Source organism: Eubacterium maltosivorans (assembly GCF_002441855.2).
Taxonomy (GTDB): Bacteria; Bacillota; Clostridia; order Eubacteriales; family Eubacteriaceae; genus Eubacterium; species Eubacterium maltosivorans.
This window is the reverse complement of sequence record NZ_CP029487.1, coordinates 174,333-195,211: the sequence shown is the minus strand read 5'-3', so window position 1 is coordinate 195,211 and position 20,879 is coordinate 174,333. Positions and strand designations below refer to the sequence as shown.

The window sequence follows — 20,879 nt, the reverse complement described above, 5'->3', positions numbered from 1 at the left end:
ACTTGTATCCACCGGTTTTCTGTTTTATTTTTCCTGTTGAGCAGCTTGTTTTCTCTCCTGCCTCCTTGCATAGACAAAGCGGATAATGGTTAACAAAGCCCCGACGAAGACAACAACCGCCAGCATGATGTAAACCGACCGCAGGCCGTATAAAAAGATATCCGGGTGGCCAGGAATATAATTCGTGACCCGGTAACCCGCCATATCACTCATCCGGCTGTACAGCAGAGATGTACCAGCCGTGATTCCCACTGACATGCCCATATTCCTCACCAGGCCTGCCAGACTACCTACCAGACCCAGCTCATCCCTGGAGACACTGCCCATAACCAGAGAATTGTTGGGAGACTGGAACAAGGCGCTTCCCACCGCGATAACCGCGAGAAAGAGAATGATCACCGCTATGGTGGTATCAATGCCGAGCATTGTCATCAGTGCCAGACCAATCGTCGTGAAGATAAGGCCGATCATGGTTGGCAGCTCACTGCCGATATGGTCAGACATGGTGCCGCTGATGGGGCCCATGACCGCTGTGATCAGCGGGATAACTGTCATCAAAAGTCCCGCCATTCCAGGGCTGAACTGCCGGGCGTCCTGGAGATAAAAGGGCATGATAATATTGTTTGCCCCAATGGCGACAAATGCTGTCAGCATGGTAAAAAGATTCAGGGAAAACATCTTGTTTTTAAAAATACCGATGGGTACCAGAGGATCATCCATCCGCTTTTCAACCACGATAAATAATACCAGAAAAACCGCACCGGCAATAATGCCGATGATAATCGGCAGGCTGACACCATTCTGCAGCAAGGTAAACGAGCCGAACAGCAACAGTATTGAAAGCAGCAGCAAAACCGAGCCCTTTGCGTCCAGACGTCCTGGCTTTGCCGGTTTTTTATTCGGCAGCGTTCTCAGGCCGATTAAAAAGGAGAGCACGCCAACCGGTATGTTGATCAAAAAAATATAAGTCCAAGGAAGCACTGTGAGGATCATCCCGCCAAGGGTTGGGCCGGTCATGCTCCCAAGCGCCACAAAGGTACTGACAAACCCAAGGGCTTTTCCCCGCTCATCGGGCGGAAAAGACTCTGTAATGATTCCCTGATTGTTGGCGAGGGCTGCCGCGCTGCCCAGTCCCTGCACCACCCTTGCGCCAATTAAGAGCGGGAGTGTACCGGAAATACTGCACAGCAGCGAGCCAATGGTAAAGAGAATGACCCCGATTTGAAAAATCCGAACCTTGCCGATCATATCACCTAATCGGCCAAAAATCAAAATCGTGGCACAGGTGACCACAAGATAGATACTGGCTACCCATTCGATATCACCCATACTCGCATTCAATTCACTCGACATAACCGGAAGCGCCACGTTCACAATGCTCCCGTCCAGCGTTACCATAAAAGTCATAATCAGCACAGTGAACAAAATACTCCACTTACTATACGTCCTATTTTTATTCATTTATTCATCCCTTTTCTGTTAAATCGCGCTTTTGATTCATTCTTTTGGATTCTTTTTTCTTTAATAGTATATACCTTTTTGAAACAACATTCTATCATACAAATTCTGAAAAATTTTAGGGCCGCCTGCCATTGAGGTTTTAGGCAGACCGTGTTAAAATAAAGAAAAGAAAAGTATCGCTAAACACTTTCAGGAGGTAACTTTGTGAAAATCAAAGAAAATGACACTGTCCGTCTTAAAGAAATAAATGAACATTTTGAAGCCCTAGAAGCCATTATGTCCAAGCTGTCCCCGGAAACGCTGGACGCACTCAATGCGTTTCATGATGAATCTTTTTCGATTCCTTACTGTGTAAAATGGGGTGCAACCGGTATTGCTGAGGTGCTGGAAGCCGTTAAAGCTGAAAATTAATTAACTGGTCAAAGCAAAAATCCCCTGCCTTTATCGACAGGGGATTTTTTATAATGATTTTATAAATCTGAGACCCTCAGCATTAAAGTTTTCACCCAGATGCTGCGTAATATCCGGTTTGTAGCCATGCTTTTTATAAAACGCACAGGCATTTTCATTTTTTTCAAAGGCCCAGATAACCATTTCCTGATAATTCCGTTCTCTTGCCAGCGCTTCTCCAAACGCCAGCAGCTTACTGCCAATCCCCTGCGCCTGAAACGCCGGATCAACATAAATCCGCCAGAGCTCAAAGGCCCCGGGCTTATCCGCATCTGCGCTTTTACCACAGGAGAGTACGCCTTTCACTCCTTTTTCATCGAACACGTAATTCTCCAGTTGGTTTGTCCGGAATTCGTCTTTAATGGCCTCACTGCGTTTGCCGCACCACACTTCATCGAGCTGCACAGGGTCCACATAGCCCGCATAAGTGGTTTTCCAGCAATGGTTGACGATTTCCGCTGCACGTTCCATATCTTTTTGTATGAGCCTGCGGATAGGTCCCGCCTTGATGGTAATCCAATAAATGCACATGGGCTTTCCATCAATATAAGGCTTCTCCTCTTTTAATACACCACCACATTTCAGCATCGTTTTGATTGATCCCATATTATCCGCGTAGCAACCCAGCATCACTGCCTCAAGCCCCAGCTTCTGAGCCGCCTCAAGCGCCAGCGATAAAATCTGCACCGCATAGCTTTTCCCGCGCTCCGAAGGGCGGACAGCATAGCCAATATGTCCCCCGTATTCCGCAAGAAAGGGCTGACCCAGGCTGTGACGAAGATCAACAATCCCCACAATCCGCTGATCTTGTTCACGGACTGCCAAAAACGTCGAGGACACCACCCAGTCCTCCCGCACTGTTTGAAAATCTCTATTTCTTCTAATGTTTTCCAGCCACTCCTCATAATCCATCTGATCGAGAAGCGCGCTGCCGTTGATGACTCTTTCGCCGGCTTGAAAAAATTCATTTTTGAACGCCAGTATTGCAGTTTTATTTGCTTTTGTGGGTGGGATGAGTGTTAAGTTTTCCATGAGGTGTCCTTTCTGTTGGGTAAGATTGTGCATAGATACTCTTTCAATTATTAGCCCTTCCCTATATTCTTGATAATCATCCATTAATGTTAGTATATACCCGGGGCATTAAAAACTTCTGGTTGAATTTTTTCAACTTTATACATTTCTCCAAAAATAAAGTATTCTGGTTCATATGGGTAATATTGAGCAAAAGCAATTAAGCATTCTGAATAATTAACATTATTGTTTGGATGCTTTGTTTTCCAGCCATTCATGCTTATTCATTCTATACTATCTTCGAGTAATAAATCCCATGCTGGCTTTTTGCAGTCCCCAGCATTCATATGAAACTTCACTTTCGTCTTTTTTTCATCAGGAACTTTTATAAAATCTGTGAACTTAATCAATTTATTTCTCCATTTTGTTTTAAACAATGAATAAACTCGCGTGGACAAATGGTGGACGGAGGACGCTTTTTTATAGTCAAACTGCAAAAACCTGCTATTTACCTAGAAAGTTTGACCACCGTCTCAACGTGCCCCGTCCCAGGAAACAAATCCACTGGCTGAACTTCCTGCACCTGATACCCATACTCACGCATTATTTTCAGGTCGCGGGCCAAGGTGGAAGGGTTACAGGAAACGTAGACGACTTTGGGGACGGCCAGGTTTTTGATCATTTCCAGGAGTGCGGGGTCGCAGCCTTTTCTGGGCGGGTCGAGGACAATGACATCGGGGTGGACGCCTTCGTCTGCCAGTTTTGGGGCTTCTGTTTCGGATTTTCCTTGGATAAAGCTGATATTTTCGATCTGATTGCGCTCGGCGTTCTCCTGGGCGTCAAGGACGGCGTTTTCCACGATCTCGATGCCATAGACCTGGGCGGCTTCGCGGGCCAGGTACAGGCCGATGGTGCCTGTGCCGCAATAAAGGTCGAAAAGCGTTTCGGTGCCGGTTAAGGCGGCCATCCTTTTCACCAGATCATACATCACCTTTGTCTGGCGGGTATTGACCTGGAAAAAGGAATTGGGCGAGATGAGAAAGCTCAGGTCGCCGATGCGTTCCTCGATCTGCGGTGTGCCCAGCAGCAGGTGGTTTTCTCTGCCCAGCACGGCATTCCCTCTGGTGGTATTGACATTCAGGTAGATGGAACGCACATCTGGAATTCTCTCGGTAATGGCTTGCAGGATTTTATCTTTATGCTTGAGTTTTTTTCCGTTTCCCACGATCACAATCATATTTTCGCCCTGCTCGTTGGTTCTCTGGACAATTCCTCTCAGAAAGCCTGTATGCTGCTGCTCGTCGTAAAGCTCAAAGCAGCCATCTTTCAGCAGCGCGTTAAAGGTTTCTATGACCTGTGCACAGCTTTCGGGCTGGGTCAGGCAGTCTTCGATGGGGACGATCTGATGGCTTCTCTTGGCGAAAAAGCCCACGCCTTTACCGCTGATTTTAAACTGAGCTTTATTGCGGTAGCGGTACGGCACCTCCATGCCGATCACGGCGTTTACCGGAACGTCCTTAATCCCGCCGATTCTTTCCAGTGCGTCGGTGACGATTTTATGCTTGATGGCAAGCTGAGCATCATACTGCACCTGCAGGAGCTGGCAGCCGCCGCAGCGCCCAAAATAGAGACACGGCGGCTCCTGCCGTGTCCCGGAGGGGGCAATCAATTTTATTATTTTTCCGGTCATATAGGTCTTCTTGATGGCGGTTATCTCAATTTCCACTGTGTCGCCCGGCACGCCGCCGTCCACAAATACGATCATATTGTCGACCCGGCCGACGCCTTCGCCGCTGTGGGTAATATCCTCTAACACGATGGTGATTTTCTCTTTTATCTTCAATGGTTTCTTTTCCTTTCTCGGTTAGGATTATTGTAACAGAAAATGCCTGGTCTGTCATATAAAAAACCGCGCCGCTCTCGGTGAACGGCACGGTCTTTTTTATTCGTTATCCTTCAGATAAGCTTTCATCTTTTCAAAGGTTTCATCGCTGATGATATGCTCGATACAGCAGGCGTCGTTTTCTGCCACCTTAGGGCTGACATCCAGAACCTGGTTTAAAAACTTGGTAATAATACAGTGTTTTTCATAGATTTTGATGCCCATGGCCTCGCCGCTGTCGGTCAGATAGATCTGGCCATAGCGCTCATGCTCTACATAACCCAGGGATTTCAGCTTTTTGACAGCGTCGTTGGCGCTGGCCTTGCTCACCCCCATGGCCTGGGCAAGGTCGGTGATGCGGACGCCCCGGTTATCCTGCGAAAAATCCAAATATATGGTTTCAATATAGTCTTCAATTGATTCGGTCAGTTTTTTTTCCATTTCCATTTTTACCACCATTTTTTCTTTTATTTTTACCTCTGGTTCCTGGCTTTTTCTCTGGGGCCTTTCCCTTGGCCATTTTTGCGCCGCGGGGTTTTTCGGGGATCAGCGCCCCTTTGTGGCTGCCGATCAGGTCTCTCCGGCCGGCCTTTATCAAAGCCTCGTGAACCAGCTTATAGTTCTCTGGCCGATTGTACTGGATCAACGCGCGCTGCATCAGCTTTTCCCTATCCTTTGGAATATGCATGGACTCCATGGTAAAGGGATTATAGCCTGTATAATACATGGCTGTGGCGATGCTGCCCGGCGTCGGATAGAAATCCTGCACCTGCTCGGGCACAGCGCCATGATCCCGGATGTACTCACTCAGGGTGATGGCGTCGCTCAGGGTGCACCCTGGATGGCCGGTTATAAAATAAGGAACCACAAATTGATTGGTCTTGAACTGTTTATCATACTGGACAAATTCCCGGTGAAAACGTTCGTAAACCGAGAAGTCCGGTTTTCCCATGCTGCGGAGCACAGACCCCGCCACATGCTCTGGCGCTACCCGCAGCTGTCCGCTGACGTGGTATTTCACCAGTTCTTTAAAAAAGCTTTTATTTTTGTCTTTCAGGAGAAAGTCGTAACGAATGCCAGAGCGGACAAACACCTTCTTGACGCCCGGCAGCTGCCTTACTGCCCGCAGCACCTCCAGGTATTCACTTTCGTCCGTGTCCAGATTCTCACAAGGCTTGGGAAACAGGCACTCCCTGTGCCGGCAGACGCCTTTTGTTTTCTGCTTTTCACAGGCCGGATTTCTGAAATTAGCGGTTGGACCGCCGATATCATGGATATAGCCCTTAAAATCCGGATCTTTAATCATGCGTTTTGCTTCGGCCACAATGGAGGCCTTGCTCCGCTTTTGGATATACCGCCCCTGATGAATGGCAAGGGCACAGAAATGACAATTTCCAAAACAGCCCCTGTTGGCTGTAATACTGAATTTTATTTCCTCGATTCCTGGAATTACACCGTCCCCCAGCGAGCTTTCGCACTGGCGGAAAGTATAGGGCAGCCCGTAGATTTCATCCATCTCTGCCTCGGTCAGCGGCATCTGCGGCGGATTCTGGCACAGGTACCGGTTGCCGGTCGCCTGGATAAATGGCCTTGGGTTAAAAGGATCATTGCTCCCATGAATGACTTTTGCCGCTTCGGCATAAGCCTTTTTATCCTCGGTCACCGCTTCGCAGCCCGGCAATTCCACACAATCCGAAAGCATTTCTTTAATGATACAGGCTGTACCTTTAATGTAGTTTAATTCGGATACCGGAATGCCGGCATTAAGGCTGTCCGCAATCTCGACAATGGCCTTTTCGCCCATGCCGTAGACCAGAAGATCGGCCCGGCTGTCAAAGAGAATCGAGCGCCGCACCTTGTTCTGCCAGTAGTCGTAATGAGCAAAACGCCGCAGGCTGGCTTCGATCCCGCCGATAATCAGCGGAACATCCTTATAGGTCTCCCGTATTTTGCCGCAGTAGACAATGGTGGCCCGGTCTGGCCGCCGGCAGGCAGCGCCTCCCGGCGTATACACATCTTTTTTCCGCCTCTTTTTATTGACGGTATAGTGGCTGACCATGGAATCAAGGTTCCCGGCTGTCACCATAAAGCCGAGGCGCGGGCGGCCAAAGACCTCAAAGGCCCCGGCGCTGTGCCAGTCGGGCTGGGCGATAATGCCCACCCGGTAGCCATGGCTTTCCAGCACCCGGGAGATCACCGCCGCCCCAAAGGAGGGGTGATCCACATAGCCGTCCCCTGTGACCAGGACAAAGTCAACCTCTTGCCAGCCACGGTCACACATTTCCTGCCGGTTGGTCGGTAAACATTGATTTTTCATGGTCATCACGCTGCCAGAAGCATCCAATTCGCCTGAATAACCGCCAGAACCACCAGAAAAATGGTCTGGGTCAGCTCGATGGTCAGGCCGATGGTATCGCCGGTGATGCCGCCGATTTTACGCTGTAAATAAAACATGAGCCCTAAATCGATGACCATGGTTCCCAGCGCTGCAAAGAAGGCCACCGGCCCAATGGCAAACCAGGCAAAGGGCAGGATCAGCACCAGATAGAGCACCACATGCCAGGGCTTGGTCATCTCGACAATCCGGCGCCCCAGTCCGCCGCCGCCCTCAGCGTAGGTTGAGAAGCAGCAGGTTTGTATGGCGCAGTAGCGCCCGATAACAGGCATGAGGATCAGAATCAGCAGGTTTTCCGGCAGAATGACCGTATAGCAGGACCAGATGGTCAGAAATAGCAGGATCAGGCCAATGGCCCCAAAAGAACCCAGGCGGCTGTCCTTCATGATCTCCATCATTTTCTTATGGTCTCTGGCTGAGAACAGGGCGTCCACCGTATCGGCAAAGCCGTCGAGATGCAGACCGCCGGTAATCCAGATATAGACGATCATGGTAAAGAGGGCCTGCAGCTGGATGACATGAATATAGGATAACACCCAGGAGACCGCGAACAGGATCGCTCCAACCAGAAGGCCCACGAGCGGCATAAAAATCATTGAATCATAAAATTCTTCCTCGCTCACATCCTTCAGCTTTATGGGAAAGCGGGTAAAAAAGGAAATGGCGATCAGTATTTTGCGCATAAAAACTCCTTTGTTGTCATAAGATCGTAAAAAAGCGCGGTAACGCCGCGTTAACAAAAGAAAAGTATGAATGAACCCATCCATACTTTTCTTAGTTTACATTTTGTTAAGATTCATCGGGCAGACCGAATTTATTATTAATGAGTTCTATTAACTTTTCGACCGCGAGCTTTTCATCATCGCCCGAGGCTTCGATTACGATCTCATCGCCCTTTTGAACAGCTAAAATCATTACACCCATAATGCTTTTAGCGTTTACACGTGTTGAGCCTTTACTGATGTAAATTTCGCTCTTGAACTTATTGGCCGTTTGTACAAATAAGGATGCTGGCTTTGCGTGGAGTCCAGCACGGTTTTGTACCACTACTTTGTCGGTTATCACATTATACACCCCTTTATAGAAAATTCCCCTATCATGTCTATTATACAACGGCCTCTTATTTTTTTCAAGTAATTGGCTTTCTTTTTTCTTTATACTCTTGCCAAAATCTTTTTCAAACTATATAATAGGGGTATAGTATGATTATAATAACCATTTGGAGGTGAACAATATGGATAAAGTAACAAAAGATATGGGCATCTTAGAAGCCGTTGAAAAATATCCTGATTCTGTGCCGGTTTTCCAGGCATACGGAATGCATTGCTTTGGCTGCATGGCTGCCCGTTTTGAAAATATTGAACAGGGATGTCTTGCCCACGGCATTGACCCGGAAGCAATGGTTCGTTCCATTAACGACGCGTTAAACGCTGTTGATGCGACCAAATAATTTAATTCTTAAGAAAAGCGACGTTCTTTTAAGGACGCCGCTTTTTTATTTCAGGTTATTCCGGAATTTATTAAAATCACTTGTCATTTTCTTAGTTTTAAGGGAAAATAAGGTTAGTTCTATTTAGAGGGAGGTAAACATGAGCAAAAACGAAACCAAAAAAATGTTTAATGCGGAATTGACGGATTCCTTCGACGGGATTGTTGATATTTCCAAGGGAAGCCTTCAAACTCTGACCGACACCGATGAAAATATGTACCTCAGCTTTTACACAGACAGTCTGCTCTGGAGCTGCGGTTATAATAACCCCACCATTAACCGGGATATTAACGCCATGGTTAAAGACTACCAACGGGAGAATAAACCTGTGGATCTGGCGTCTCTGCTGAGTGACCTGGACGCGCAGCTTAAGCCGCACTTGCCTAAAAAGCTGGCCGTAACCTATTTTAGCTCTGAGAATCCTTACCCGCGTCTGCTCAAGGCATTGTCCTCCAAACGCGGCAAGACGGAATTTCTCTGTCTTGAAAAACTCCCCGGGCTTTTCCCTGAAGAGTTTGCCGGACAGATTTATTCATTCGAGGAGCTCATCGCCGACGACCCAAAGGTCAACATCGACGGTATCAAAAATACGGTCTTTCCGGAGCTCAAAACCATCAAGCTTATTCTTAAAAAGCACCGGAGCGCGCTGGCGGGCTGTATCATCAACCCCATTATCACAAGCGACGCCTCCATCGCAAAAAAAGACCTGCTGGAGCCGGTCCTGGATCTGCTCGCCAAGTTTAACATTCCCATTATCTGGGATGATTCCACCGCTGGTTTTTACCGGACCGGGCCGATTTTTTCCTATAAGCTCTACGACATCCAGCCCGATGTGCTCGTCTATAACGGCAGCCTGTACAATCACCGCTCCGTACACTTTGTGTCCATGACAAAGCGGATCAACAAGCTTTTCGCCATTCAGGAATCCCGGGTGGTTCTGGAGGATGTGCCCAATTATATCATGCTGAAGGTTGTCCTCGGCTTCATGGAATCCTCAAATTTGTCGAAAAAGATCCAGGCGCTGGGTACCCGATTCCAGGGTAAGCTGCGGGCCCTTGAGGCCAATTGCGGCCGGAAGTTCAGCATTAAAGGCAAAGGGCTGATCCTGTTCATTGATTTTAAAAAGGAATCGGTCGCAGACAGCTTTGTGCAGTTTATGAAGGAAAAGGGAATTCTTGTAAAAAAATTCGCGGCGGTTCCTCAGTTTGTGATGATCTACCCGCCGCTCATCATTACTGAAAAAAACATTGATGAGATTGTCGAAAACTTCAAACGCTTTTTTAACCAGCCCGCATAATCAGAGCCCGGCACAAAACTGTGCCGGGCTCGCTTCATTTTATCCCCGCTCAGGACTTCCGGCACATGACTGCCGTATAGATCAGGTTCAGACCTACCCCGTTGGTGTTGACCTGTATGCCGTCCTTATTGATATGGTAGCCCTCCTCATGGGCTTCATTCAGCTGCTTTTCAAATGACTTGCGGTCATTGGCCGTCACTACCTTGTAAAAATCCATGTTTACCTCCTGCTATCATCTCATATTTTCACAGCCCGGCTCCGGCCCGCCGGAAGGGCTAAAAAAAGAACCTCCACCTGTTTTCGGTGGAGATTCTTCAAAATTTACCTCTTTGATGCTTCCACGCGAAACTGGCAAAACACGTATCTGACTTTCACAGTTGCGGTGGAGCAGTCTGCCCGGGGCATTCTTCCGTTGGTATGCTTTGCTTGAGGCTATTATAGCAAAATCCGGATAAAATTTCAATATTAAATGATATTTTTTTGTTTAATTCTTAATCGATCTTCTGAATATTAACCACCATAGCCTTTGGTCTTGTCATGGCCTCGATGGAATATTTTACACCCTGGGTGCCCATGCCTGAGGCTTTTACACCCAAAAACGGGAAATGGTCCGGGCCGCGCTCGGTTTTATTATTAATCTGTACGGTCCCCACCTCCAGGTGGTTGGCAATGTAGAAGGCCTGATTGATATTATTGGTAAAAACAGAGGACTGAAGGCCGTATTCTGAGGCGTTTGCGATCTCGATGGCTTCCTCCACACTCTTTAGCCGAATAATGGGTAAAACAGGGCCAAAGGGCTCTTCCCAGGCAATTTCCATGTCTTTAGTCACATGATCTAAAAGGGTTGGGTAAAACAGGTTTTTCTCACGTTTATTGCCGGTCAGCAGTTCTGCCCCTTTGTCGAGCGCGTCATCCACCAGTCCCTGGACAAAATCCGCTGATTGATCATCAATAAGCGGAACCACCGCGGCGTTTTTCCAGGGATCACCGACGTTCAGCTTTTCGACACGCGCCTTCAGCTTTTCGGCCAGCTCGTCTGCCACTTCCTCCTGTACCAGAATCCGCTTGACCGCCGTACAGCGCTGTCCTGAATAGGAAAAGGCGCCGGACACAATGTTATCGGCCGCAAAATCCAGATCCGCGTCGGGTAAAACCACTGCGGCGTCCTTACCGCCAAGCTCCAGAAGCAGTGGCACCATCTCGGATATTTTTGAGATATGGCGCCCCACCTCGGTGCTTCCCGTAAAGTTGATAAAGTTAATTCCCTTGTGCGTGACCACATAATCTCCGATTTCACTGCCACGGCCGGTTACCGTGTTCAGCACGCCGGTTGGCAGGCCGGCCCGGTTGAGGATTTCCACCAGATACAGCGAGCTGATGGCTCCCTGGGTCGCGGGCTTTAAAATCACCGTGTTGCCGCCGATAAGCGCCGGAGCAATTTTGGACATGGCCAGATTTACCGGATAGTTAAAGGGTGAAATGGCCAGAACTGTGCCAAGAGGCACCCTCGTTACATAGGAAATCTTGTTGCGGGTGCCGCCGGGAAAATTATCGCCGCTGATGGCCTCGCCGGCCATGCTTTTTCCCACGTCGGCAGTGTATCTCAAAAAGTCCGCGGTACGCTCAATTTCAGAGCGGGCTGAGGACAGATCCTTTGCGACTTCCCGCACCAGCACCTCTGTCATCTCATCCAGATGCTTTTCAAACAGGTCCGCTGCGGTATAGAAAATTTCGGCCCGTTCATAGATGGGCATTTCGGCCCATGCCTGAAGGCTGTCCTTTGTGCTGGCAATGGCCTCGTCCACCTCGTCTCTGCTCATGGCCGGTATCCTGCCCACCAGAGAACCGTCGATGGGCGATTTGATGGCAAGGGTCTGGCCCTCATCATTGCCGCCTGTCCATTCTCCATTCAGGTAGCGCTTATAGACGCGTTCATCCTTATCATTTATATCAAAAATTCTGTCAAAAAACATATTTTCTCTCTCCTTTCGGTATTTCTCTCTATAAGATACCCTTTTGGAGAATGGACAAACGCAAAACCTTATCTGTACCCACAATAACTATAAAAAAGCCCCCGGATTCCATATGGAGTCCGAGGGCTTTGTACTTTTAGCCTGGATTAGAATTCCTGCGCAGCCATGCGTTTGTAACCTGCATAGCGTTCTTCGGCTTCTTCCTGAGCTTTTGCATATAACTGGTCTGCAACTTCTGGGAAGCTTAAACGTAATGAGGTGTAACGAACTTCGCTGTTAATGAAATCTTGGAATTTGCTGAAGTCTGGTTCTTTTGAATCCAGTGTGAATGGATTTTTGCCTTCGGCTTTCAGCATTGGGTTGTAACGGTATAAGTGCCAGTAGCCGCATGCAACAGCATCTGCTTCATGAGACTGGGTACGGCCCATACCACCCTTGATGCCGTGGTTGATACATGGCGCGTAAGCAATGATCAGGGATGGACCCGGATAAGCTTCCGCTTCCTGTAAAACCTTCATATACTGGTTCTTGTCAGCACCCATGGCAACCTGGGCAACATATACATAGCCGTAGGTAGCTGCCATCATACCAAGGTCTTTTTTCTTGATTCTTTCGCCAGATGCTGCGAACTGTGCAACGGCGCCGGTCGGAGTAGATTTAGAAGCCTGGCCGCCAGTGTTGGAGTAAACTTCTGTATCCAGAACGAATACGTTGATGTCTTCCTTGGAGGCTAATACATGGTCTAAACCGCCGTATCCGATATCGTAAGCCCAGCCGTCACCACCGAATACCCATACGGACTTCTTGACATAGTGATCTGCGTTGTCCTTAACGAATTTCAGTTTATCTGCCAGTACCTGGTCATCTACAGAGTAGCCTTCCAGAGCGGCTTTTAATTCTGCTGCTGCTGCTTTAGAGCCTTCTGCGTCGTCTTTGTTTTCGATCCATTTGTTCGCAGCTGCTTTTACTGCTTCAGGTGCAGTTTCCGCGATGGCTGTCAGATAGTTCGCGATGGTTTCTCTGATCTTGTTGCTTGCCTGTAACATACCGAAGCCATATTCTGCATTGTCTTCGAACAAGGAGTTTGCCCATGCAGGACCCTGGCCCTGAGCGTTTTTGCAGTATGGTGTGGACGGTGTGGATGCACCCCAGATTGAGGAACAGCCAGTCGCGTTGGCGATCATCATGCGGTCTCCGTATAACTGGGTAACAGCCTTGATGTATGGTGTTTCACCACAACCAGCACAGGCGCCGGAGAATTCAAGCAGCGGCTGGCAGAACTGGCTGCCCTTAACGGTGTATTTATTCATGCGGTCGTCTTTAACTGGAACCGTTGTTGCATATTCCCAGTTGGCAACCTGATTTTCCTGAGTTTCAAGAGGTTTCATTTCCAGAGCTTTTGTCTTAGCCGGGCATGCGTCGGCACAGTTGCCGCAGCCTGTACAGTCTAATACGCTCACCTGGATTCTGTACTGTAAGCCATCGAACTGTTTGCCATTGGCTTTAATGCTGTCAAAGCCTTCTGGAGCAGCGGCTTTTTCAGCTTCGTCCATTAATACAGGACGGATCGCAGCGTGCGGGCATACGAAAGAGCACTGGTTACACTGGATACAGTTTTCCGGAATCCACTGTGGTACATTTACAGCGATACCACGTTTTTCATAAGCGGAAGAACCAGCCATGTAAGTACCGTCTTCATTGTCGACGAAAGCGGAAACAGGGATGCTGTTGCCTTCGAAACGGTTAACCGGGCGCAGGATTTCCTTAACGAATTTTGGTTCGTCTTTAACTTCTACGGCTTCGTCCTGTGCGTTTGCCCAGTCAGCAGGAATTTCTACCTTGGTTAAGATATCCGGGTTGATACCAGCGTCAACAGCTTCGTAGTTCATATTGACAATCTTGTCACCCTTCTTACCGTAGGATTTCATGATTCCTTCTTTCATGAACTTAACCGCGTCGTCAATTGGGATGATGTCGGCCAGTTTGAAGAAAGCTGCCTGCATGATGGTGTTGGTTCTGCGGCCAAGACCGATTTCTTCTGCAACCTTGGTTGCGTTAATGATATAGAACTGTGTATCATTTTCAGCCATGTAGCGTTTCATGCTTGCCGGCAGACGTTCGCCCAGCTCATCGACTGACCAAACAGTGTTCAGCAAGAATGTGCCGCCTTTTTTCAGCCCGTTTAACAGGTCATACTGGTGTACATAGGCCTGTGTCGAGCAGGAGATAAAGTCAGAGTTAACGATCAGGTATGGTGACTTGATCGGCTGTTTACCGAATCTTAAGTGGGAAACGGTGATACCGCCGGATTTCTTGGAGTCATAGTCAAAATAGCCCTGAGCGTATAAGTCGGTGTGGTCACCGATGATTTTGATGGAGTTTTTGTTGGCGCCGACGGTACCGTCAGAACCCAGACCCCAGAATTTACAGCCCTTGGTTCCTTCTGGAACAGTGTGGATGTTATCTGTTACTTCAAGGCTTGTGAAGGTAACATCATCGACAATACCGATGGTGAATTTATCTTTCGGTGTGTCTAATTTCAGGTTGTCGTAAACAGCCTTGATCTGGCCAGGAGTGGTATCCTTGGAGCTTAAGCCGTAGCGGCCGGCGATGATTAAAGGAGCGTTTTCCTTGCCGTAGAAAATGGTGCAGACATCCTGGTATAAAGGATCGCCGAGTGCGCCAGGTTCTTTTGTTCTGTCTAAGACACAGATGCGTTTAACATTTTTCGGTAATGCTTCAAAGAAGTATTTTTCAGAGAAAGGTCTGAATAAGTGTACTTTTAATACACCAACCTTTTCGCCCTGTGCTGCCAGGTAGTCAATGGTTTCTTCGATACAGTCTGTGACAGAACCCATTGCGACAATGATGTTTTCAGCATCCGGATCGCCGTAGTAGTTGAACGGATGGTATTCTCTGCCGGTTTCCGCGGAGATTTTGTCCATGTATTCTGCAACGATGTCTGGAACAGCGTCGTAGAATTTGTTGCAGGCTTCACGCGCCTGGAAGAAGACGTCGCCGTTCTGGGCGGTTCCTCTTGTTACAGGGTGTTCCGGATTTAAAGCGTGGTCTCTGAAAGCCTGAATGGCATCCCAGTCAACCATTTTCTTGTAAGCTTCATAATCCATGACTTCAACCTTCTGAACTTCGTGAGAGGTTCTGAAGCCGTCGAAGAAGTGTAAGAACGGAATTCTTGATTTGATGGCAGCTAAATGCGCAACGCCGCCTAAATCCATGACTTCCTGTACAGAACCGGTGGCCAGCATGGCAAAACCAGTCTGGCGGCAAGCCATAACGTCGCCGTGGTCGCCGAAGATGGATAAAGCGTGAGCAGCCAGAGTACGGGCAGATACATGGAATACGCCTGGTAATAATTCACCGGCGATTTTATACATATTCGGGATCATTAATAAAAGACCCTGAGAAGCTGTAAAGGTTGTTGTTAAAGCACCGGCAGCCAAAGAACCGTGGACTGTACCAGCGGCGCCCCCTTCAGACTGCATTTCAGATACTTTGACGGTTTCTCCAAAAATGTTTTTTCTTCCCTGTGCAGACCAGGCATCAACGTGTTCAGCCATTGGGGAAGACGGGGTGATTGGGAAGATGCCGGCTACTTCAGTAAAGGCATATGCCACGTGAGCAGCAGCCTGGTTCCCATCCATTGTCATCATTGTTTTGGACATGATATTCCTCCTTAGAAATTAAGCATTTAAAAATGTATTAATTGTGTATAACAAATTTTTACCTTCATCGATTATAACACAATTCAATTAGGGTGTATACACACCTTTTCGGATAATTTTTTGTCCTGTTTTTCGTGCAGAAATCTCTGTTAAAAAATTGACAGGTAAAATTTTGATTTCGGGTATTTTTTTGACAAATTTTGACGCTTCTCCATTGTTTTGAACAGGTTTTCAGCGCCATTCTTTTCACTCCGCGCTTAAAACAGCGCTTTTTTTCACTTTTCAGGCGTCCAGCTCTGCTATTTTCTTTTCGATGGCCCCGATGACGGTTTTCAGCACCTTGATCCGGGCATAGTACTTGTCATTGCCCTCCACCACGATCCATGGCGCGTTTTCGGTGGAGGTTTTTAACAGCATCCGGTCCACAGCCACCACATAGGCGTCCCATTTTTCGCGGTTGCGCCAGTCCTCATCGGTGATCTTCCACTGCTTGTCCGGGTCGTTTTCTCTTTCCTTGAAGCGTTTTTCCTGCTCGTCCTTGCTGATGTTCATCCAGAACTTGAGCGCCACTGCCCCAAAGTCTGTGAGCTGCCGCTCAAAATCGTTGATCTCCCGGAAGGCTCTTCTGTAATCGTCGGCTGTGCAGAAACCCTCGATGGGCTCGACCATTACCCGGCCGTACCAGGTGCGGTCATAGATACTGAAATGCCCGCGCTTGGGCACGGTTTTCCAGAAGCGCCAGAGCCAGTTGTGGGAGAGCTCCTCGCTGGTGGGCGCGGCAGTGGGATAAACGCGGTAGCCTCTGGGGTCCAGGTTTTCACAGAGGCGCTTGATGGCCCCGCCCTTGCCTCCGGCGTCCCAGCCCTCAAAGCCGATAATAACAGGTATGCGGCGGCTGTAGATCTGATACTCGAGATCCCGCAGCTTTTTCTGGCATTTTTTCAGCTCTTCCCTGTAAGTCTCCCGGTCCATGCTTTTGTCCATGTCCACAGATTCCAGCACCGGGGTGCGGTAAGGATCGTCCCCGGCAGAGATAAGAGGCTGCAGCACTGGCTTTTCCGTGTTCTCTACTTTCTCGATTTCCTTTTCCAGCCGGAACGCAAGGGTATTGTAAATTTTCAGGCAGGCGTAATCCTTATTGTGTCCCTCTACCAGTGTCCACGGGCCGCAGTCGGTGTCGGTGGCCTCCAGCGCGTGGTTGAGCTTTTTATAAAGCTTATCGTAGTTTTTATTCTCACGCCAGTCCTCCTCGGTCACACGCCAGCTGGTGGACGGGTTTTCCTCCAGCTTCTCAAAACGCTTTTTCTGTTCTTTCTGGCTGATGTGGATAAAAAACTTGATGATGACGGTCCCGTTTTGTGCCAGGACCTGCTCAAAATCATTGGCCTGGTGGAGAAGCCGCTTCAGCTCGCCCTTGTCCAGCTTTGGCCGGTGAACCAGATCGCTGTAATAGCTGCGGTCAAACAGGACCATCCGTCCCTTTTCCGGCGTTTTGGTCCAATAGCGCCACAGCAGGGGCCGGTTGATTTCATCATCGTTGGGCCGGATGGCGTTGTATACCACAAAGCTTCTGGGGTCCAGCGGGATCATCAGGTCGTTGATCAGCGTCCCCTTGCCCGCAGCATCCCAGCCCTCAAAAATAATGAGTACCGGTATGCCCAGCTCCTTTATCCGGCGCTGCAGGGCGCCCAGCTTAAGGGAGAGGGCATCTTTTTCTTCCTTATAAACCGCTTTTTCAATTTCCATATCAAGATTTAATTTTTCGAGCATACGCATCGCTCCTTCATCGGGATTTTATTGCACGATCACTTCTATTATATACGGCCAACCTAAAATTTATATAAAAACCGACTAAAAAAGACTTGTTCGTCTAAACAAGTCTTTTCTCAAATGCTGATTTATTTTTGATAGCTGTTAAACACTTCTTCCAGATTATCCTGAGAAAGGGTATTCATCAGGTATTCGGCATATTCCGCACCGGTGGCGCCGGTATCGCGGCCGGTGATGACCAGCTTCTTCTCAAAATTGCCGCAGATGTCCAGCGCCATCTGGAGCTTTCTGGCTTCGTCCATATAGCCGATGTGTTCGAGCAGCATGCCGGCCGCGCGGATAATGCTGCACGGGTCTGCGTACTGGCCGCGTCCCTCGTCAACCATTCTCGGCGCTGAGCCGTGGATGGCTTCAAACATGGCGTAGCGCTTGCCGATGTTTGCAGAGCCCGCGGTGCCAACGCCGCCCTGGAACTCGGCCGCCTCATCGGTCAGGATATCGCCGTAAAGGTTGGGCAGTACCATCACCTTGAACTGGGAACGGCGTTTTTCATCGACCAGCTTGGCGGTCATGATGTCAATGTACCAGTCGTCCATTTCCACTTCCGGGTACTCCTTCGCGATGGCCTTGGCGGTATCTAAAAACTTGCCGTCGGTTGTTTTGATGACATTGGCTTTGGTGACCACTGTCACCTTATTCTTACCGGATTTCTTTGCGTAGTCAAAGGCGGCGCGGATGATTCTCTCTGAGCCCTCCTGGGTGGTGACGGTAAAATCGATGGCCAGGTCGTCGTTGACATGGACACCCTTGCTGCCGACCGCGTAGCCGCCCTCGGTATTTTCACGGTAGAAGGTCCAGTCAATACCCTTTTCGGGAACTGAAACCGGGCGCACATTGGCGAACAGGTCCAGCTCGCGGCGCATGGCCACGTTGGCGCTCTCGATGTTCGGCCATTTATCCCCTTCTCTCGGGGTGGTGGTTGGTCCTTTTAAAATAACGTCACATTCCTTTAATTCTGCCAGGACATCGTTCGGGATGGCCTTGCCGCAGGCTGCGCGGTTTTCGATGGTCAGGCCGTCGATTTCCTTAAAGACAACCCGTCCCTTTTCCACATCATCCTTTAGCAGAAACGCCAGAACCTTTTCGGCTTCCGCGGTAATGAAAGGGCCGATGCCGTCGCCGCCCACAATCCCGATGACGATCTGATCTTTAGACGCGTAGTCGACAAATTCGCTTTCGGCCTTCATGCGGTCGATGCGCGCGAACTGCTCTTCCAGAATTTTACCAAAATGTGCTTTTGCTTTTTCAATCTCTTCTAAATGTTTCAAACCCAATGTCTTCCTCCAGAATCTCTATTTTATTTATAAAACTAAGCCAGGCTAGTCTTGAAATCTTAACTTGTAGTACAGCTTGCGCGGAGTATGCTCGCAAACCATCTCTTTAATGGCGACGCCCTTGTCCACTGCCGTGACCACCCAGCTCTCGCGGTGCATGGGCGGGGTAATGGTAAGCGGGAACATGTGCTTGACAATCATGTCCGCTTCTTTATCATTGATGTTAAAATATTTTCTTGCATTTTTAAGGGCCGTCTTGGGGTGGCTAAAGCCGTGCATCTGGCGAATGCGGTCAAGGCCTCTGCCGTCCTTCTCATTATCGCGCCAGTCCTGGAAAAAGAAGTCGTGCAGCAGCGCGCCCCGCGCCACCGAGACATAGTCAAGGCCCAGCTTTTTGGCAATGAGGTATGAGTTGTAACCAACCGCCACCGAATGCGCGTAAAGCCCGTTGCCGTGATGGTCGATATCTCTCAGCTCCTGAAATTTCGGATGATCGATGATGTCGCTTACGATTTCCAGAAATTCTTCACTGTATTTTCTTTTATAAATGTATTCCAAATGTTTTGCATCTCACATTCTTTATTATTTTGCTTACTCTGTCTGAATAAAGCTTTGAGCTTATTATACCACACTTTTTTAATTTTAGATTAAAAATTGTATACAGCAACGTTTTCATCATCATCTTCGCTTAAATCGGTTAAGAATCCCGCGCCCCTATTTTAATTTAAAGAAAAAGGTGCTATCATTAATCATAACACCATATGCAAGGAGATTTAACATGAAATTTAAGGACCTGTTACTCGGCACCGCGGCCTTTACCTTTGCCGCCTCCACAGCCTTTTTTGCCTGTGTTCTGAAAAAAGGCCATGATTTTGAGGAGAGCATGGATAAGACCGGAAACGCGCTGGACCAGTGCGTGATCTGCGGCGGTAAAAATAAAATTGTGGGCGACGTGCCCATGCAGGATATGAAGATCGGCGTGTTCTGCGGCGGCATGAGCGTTGACCTCTCCCAGGTGAAGGCCGATAAAAAGCAGTATGACCTGGACATTGAGGTGAGAAATGGCGGCGTGAATGTGATTATACCGGAGAACTTTAAGCTGAACGTGACGGATCGCTGCCGTATGGGCGGTATCTGCGACGATACCAGGCATCCCGAGGGCGACGGCATGGTCGTGCTCACCGTTTATGCCGACGTCTGCGGCGGCGCCCTGCATTTTGAAAACCCCATCAGTGTGAGCGAGGCCATCGAGCCAGACGATGAGCGGCTGACCGCCTGCCCCTGCACACCGCTGGCATGACTGAAATAAACCTGGAATGGATATAAATTGTTAGAAAGTAATTTTTAAATGGAGAATGTAGAATTCCATTCTCCATTTGTCTATCCCAAGAGACGGAGTCTTTTACCTAAGGAAGAAAAAAGCGGCCTGCGGGCACTGCACTCACAATGATATCTTCCTCACTAAAGTCGGCATTTTATCTCGCTGGTGTCCGGCTGTTCCACTAAAGCGGCAAAATTCCCGGCCGTTTCCCAAAGCGCCTGGCCCTTTTTTCTTATCTGGATAAAAGGCGCAGTCTCGGCTGCGCCGCTTCATATCACTTCTACTCCACCCCACTTTTCGATAAGAAAATGACAATTTTTTATACTTGACTATTTTTATCCACATTGCTATAATGAGTTTATAAATTTGAAAGGATTACATTAGTGCTGATTACGAGAGAAACCGATTATGCATTGAGGCTTGTCCGTTCCCTGGCCGACGGTGAACGCCGTTCTGTGAGCCAGCTTTCTGACGAGGAGCAGATTCCGAAAGCCTTTGCCTACAAGATCATCAAGAAACTGGAACGCGCTGATCTGGTGAGCATTGCCCGCGGCAGCGAAGGCGGATGCAGCCTTAACAGGCCCACCCGCGCCATCTCCCTGTATGATCTGATGTGCGCCATCGATGGAAGCTGTTCTCTGTCCCCCTGTATGGAATCGGGGTATCGCTGCGAATGGTGTGAAAAACATGGCAGCTGTTGTTTTCATAATCACCTCATGGTTATCCAGGAAGAGCTCAACGACCGATTGAAGGCCAGCAGCTTAGAAGAAATTTTAAAATGCGGGTGACCGCATGGTTTTTTCGGCAATATTG

The 20,879-nt window shown here is 48.6% G+C and carries 18 protein-coding genes; 5 read left to right on the top strand and 13 right to left on the bottom strand.

All coding sequences use genetic code 11. The features are described from left to right. Positions 1-24 precede the first annotated feature (24 nt). Positions 25-1,461: an MFS transporter gene (locus CPZ25_RS01035; protein ID WP_096919398.1), complete on the bottom strand. Its 1,437-nt coding sequence runs from the start codon at positions 1,459-1,461 to the stop codon at positions 25-27. A 204-nt stretch (positions 1,462-1,665) separates the two neighbouring features. On the opposite strand from CPZ25_RS01035, the gene CPZ25_RS01030 reads away from it, so the two are divergent. Beyond that, a complete protein-coding gene (locus CPZ25_RS01030) occupies positions 1,666-1,872 on the top strand; it encodes a hypothetical protein (protein ID WP_058695029.1) in 207 nt (68 codons plus the stop codon). Positions 1,873-1,920: 48 nt separating this feature from the next. Here the strand turns inward: CPZ25_RS01030 and CPZ25_RS20300 are convergent, their stop codons facing one another. The 6 genes from CPZ25_RS20300 to CPZ25_RS01000 form a co-directional block, all read right to left on the bottom strand. After that, positions 1,921-2,943, bottom strand: coding sequence for a GNAT family N-acetyltransferase (locus CPZ25_RS20300; protein WP_167495130.1), 1,023 nt, complete (start codon positions 2,941-2,943; stop codon positions 1,921-1,923). Positions 2,944-3,430: 487 nt separating this feature from the next. Next, positions 3,431-4,765, bottom strand: coding sequence for a 23S rRNA (uracil(1939)-C(5))-methyltransferase RlmD (rlmD, locus tag CPZ25_RS01020; protein ID WP_096919397.1), 1,335 nt, complete (start codon positions 4,763-4,765; stop codon positions 3,431-3,433). A gap of 99 nt (positions 4,766-4,864) precedes the next feature. Then, positions 4,865-5,251 carry a metal-dependent transcriptional regulator gene (locus tag CPZ25_RS01015; protein WP_013379842.1) on the bottom strand — a complete coding sequence of 129 codons (387 nt, stop codon included), beginning with the start codon at positions 5,249-5,251 and terminating at the stop codon, positions 4,865-4,867. Then, the gene (locus tag CPZ25_RS01010; RefSeq protein WP_243129329.1) at positions 5,217-7,121 is read right to left on the bottom strand and encodes a YgiQ family radical SAM protein; all 1,905 of its coding nucleotides are present in this window, start codon (positions 7,119-7,121) and stop codon (positions 5,217-5,219) included. The genes CPZ25_RS01015 and CPZ25_RS01010 overlap by 35 nt, the downstream gene beginning before the upstream one ends. Positions 7,122-7,126: 5 nt before the next feature. Then, the gene (cobS, locus tag CPZ25_RS01005; RefSeq protein WP_096919395.1) at positions 7,127-7,882 is read right to left on the bottom strand and encodes an adenosylcobinamide-GDP ribazoletransferase; all 756 of its coding nucleotides are present in this window, start codon (positions 7,880-7,882) and stop codon (positions 7,127-7,129) included. Positions 7,883-7,988: 106 nt separating this feature from the next. Continuing rightward, on the bottom strand, positions 7,989-8,264 hold the full coding sequence (locus CPZ25_RS01000; RefSeq protein WP_038354235.1) for an HPr family phosphocarrier protein: 276 nt from the start codon (positions 8,262-8,264) through the stop codon (positions 7,989-7,991). A 169-nt stretch (positions 8,265-8,433) separates the two neighbouring features. Here CPZ25_RS01000 and CPZ25_RS00995 point away from each other — a divergent pair, with 169 nt between their 5' ends. After that, on the top strand, positions 8,434-8,649 hold the full coding sequence (locus tag CPZ25_RS00995) for a DUF1858 domain-containing protein (protein WP_013379838.1): 216 nt from the start codon (positions 8,434-8,436) through the stop codon (positions 8,647-8,649). Positions 8,650-8,788: 139 nt separating this feature from the next. After that, the gene (locus tag CPZ25_RS00990) at positions 8,789-9,985 is read left to right on the top strand and encodes an aminotransferase class III-fold pyridoxal phosphate-dependent enzyme (protein ID WP_096919394.1); all 1,197 of its coding nucleotides are present in this window, start codon (positions 8,789-8,791) and stop codon (positions 9,983-9,985) included. Positions 9,986-10,034: 49 nt separating this feature from the next. On the opposite strand, the gene CPZ25_RS20295 is transcribed toward CPZ25_RS00990, so the two are convergent. From CPZ25_RS20295 to CPZ25_RS00965, 6 genes are all read right to left on the bottom strand, one after another. After that, positions 10,035-10,202, bottom strand: a complete 168-nt coding sequence (locus CPZ25_RS20295) for a hypothetical protein (protein WP_013379836.1) — start codon at positions 10,200-10,202, stop codon at positions 10,035-10,037. A gap of 274 nt (positions 10,203-10,476) precedes the next feature. Further along, complete coding sequence (locus CPZ25_RS00985; protein WP_096919393.1) at positions 10,477-11,958, bottom strand: NADP-dependent glyceraldehyde-3-phosphate dehydrogenase; 1,482 nt, start codon at positions 11,956-11,958, stop codon at positions 10,477-10,479. A gap of 146 nt (positions 11,959-12,104) precedes the next feature. Then, positions 12,105-15,641, bottom strand: coding sequence for a pyruvate:ferredoxin (flavodoxin) oxidoreductase (gene nifJ / locus CPZ25_RS00980; protein ID WP_096919392.1), 3,537 nt, complete (start codon positions 15,639-15,641; stop codon positions 12,105-12,107). Between the two features lie 282 nt (positions 15,642-15,923). After that, entirely contained in the window at positions 15,924-17,411 is a 1,488-nt protein-coding gene (pap, locus tag CPZ25_RS00975) for a polyphosphate:AMP phosphotransferase (protein ID WP_096919391.1), read from the bottom strand. A gap of 128 nt (positions 17,412-17,539) precedes the next feature. Beyond that, positions 17,540-18,745, bottom strand: coding sequence for an isocitrate/isopropylmalate family dehydrogenase (locus tag CPZ25_RS00970; RefSeq protein WP_074616153.1), 1,206 nt, complete (start codon positions 18,743-18,745; stop codon positions 17,540-17,542). Between the two features lie 45 nt (positions 18,746-18,790). Beyond that, on the bottom strand, positions 18,791-19,303 hold the full coding sequence (locus CPZ25_RS00965; RefSeq protein ID WP_058695038.1) for an HDIG domain-containing metalloprotein: 513 nt from the start codon (positions 19,301-19,303) through the stop codon (positions 18,791-18,793). 220 nt (positions 19,304-19,523) lie between these two features. On the opposite strand from CPZ25_RS00965, the gene CPZ25_RS00960 reads away from it, so the two are divergent. Further along, a complete protein-coding gene (locus CPZ25_RS00960; RefSeq protein WP_058695039.1) occupies positions 19,524-20,045 on the top strand; it encodes a hypothetical protein in 522 nt (173 codons plus the stop codon). 404 nt (positions 20,046-20,449) lie between these two features. After that, positions 20,450-20,854, top strand: coding sequence for an RrF2 family transcriptional regulator (locus CPZ25_RS00955; RefSeq protein ID WP_074616155.1), 405 nt, complete (start codon positions 20,450-20,452; stop codon positions 20,852-20,854). The last annotated feature ends 25 nt before the right edge of the window (positions 20,855-20,879 follow it).

Excerpts from the sequence above, each read along its gene's own strand:
- CPZ25_RS01015 (WP_013379842.1), bottom strand. The coding sequence starts at position 5,251 with ATGGAAATGGAAAAAAAACTGACCGAATCAATTGAAGACTATATTGAA.
- CPZ25_RS20300 (WP_167495130.1), bottom strand. The coding sequence starts at position 2,943 with ATGGAAAACTTAACACTCATCCCACCCACAAAAGCAAATAAAACTGCA.
- CPZ25_RS01035 (WP_096919398.1), bottom strand. The coding sequence starts at position 1,461 with ATGAATAAAAATAGGACGTATAGTAAGTGGAGTATTTTGTTCACTGTG.
- nifJ (WP_096919392.1), bottom strand. The coding sequence starts at position 15,641 with ATGTCCAAAACAATGATGACAATGGATGGGAACCAGGCTGCTGCTCAC.
- CPZ25_RS00990 (WP_096919394.1), top strand. The coding sequence starts at position 8,789 with ATGAGCAAAAACGAAACCAAAAAAATGTTTAATGCGGAATTGACGGAT.
- CPZ25_RS01010 (WP_243129329.1), bottom strand. The coding sequence starts at position 7,121 with ATGAAAAATCAATGTTTACCGACCAACCGGCAGGAAATGTGTGACCGT.
- CPZ25_RS20295 (WP_013379836.1), bottom strand. The coding sequence starts at position 10,202 with ATGGATTTTTACAAGGTAGTGACGGCCAATGACCGCAAGTCATTTGAA.
- CPZ25_RS00995 (WP_013379838.1), top strand. The coding sequence starts at position 8,434 with ATGGATAAAGTAACAAAAGATATGGGCATCTTAGAAGCCGTTGAAAAA.
- cobS (WP_096919395.1), bottom strand. The coding sequence starts at position 7,882 with ATGCGCAAAATACTGATCGCCATTTCCTTTTTTACCCGCTTTCCCATA.
- CPZ25_RS00960 (WP_058695039.1), top strand. The coding sequence starts at position 19,524 with ATGAAATTTAAGGACCTGTTACTCGGCACCGCGGCCTTTACCTTTGCC.
- pap (WP_096919391.1), bottom strand. The coding sequence starts at position 17,411 with ATGCTCGAAAAATTAAATCTTGATATGGAAATTGAAAAAGCGGTTTAT.
- CPZ25_RS00985 (WP_096919393.1), bottom strand. The coding sequence starts at position 11,958 with ATGTTTTTTGACAGAATTTTTGATATAAATGATAAGGATGAACGCGTC.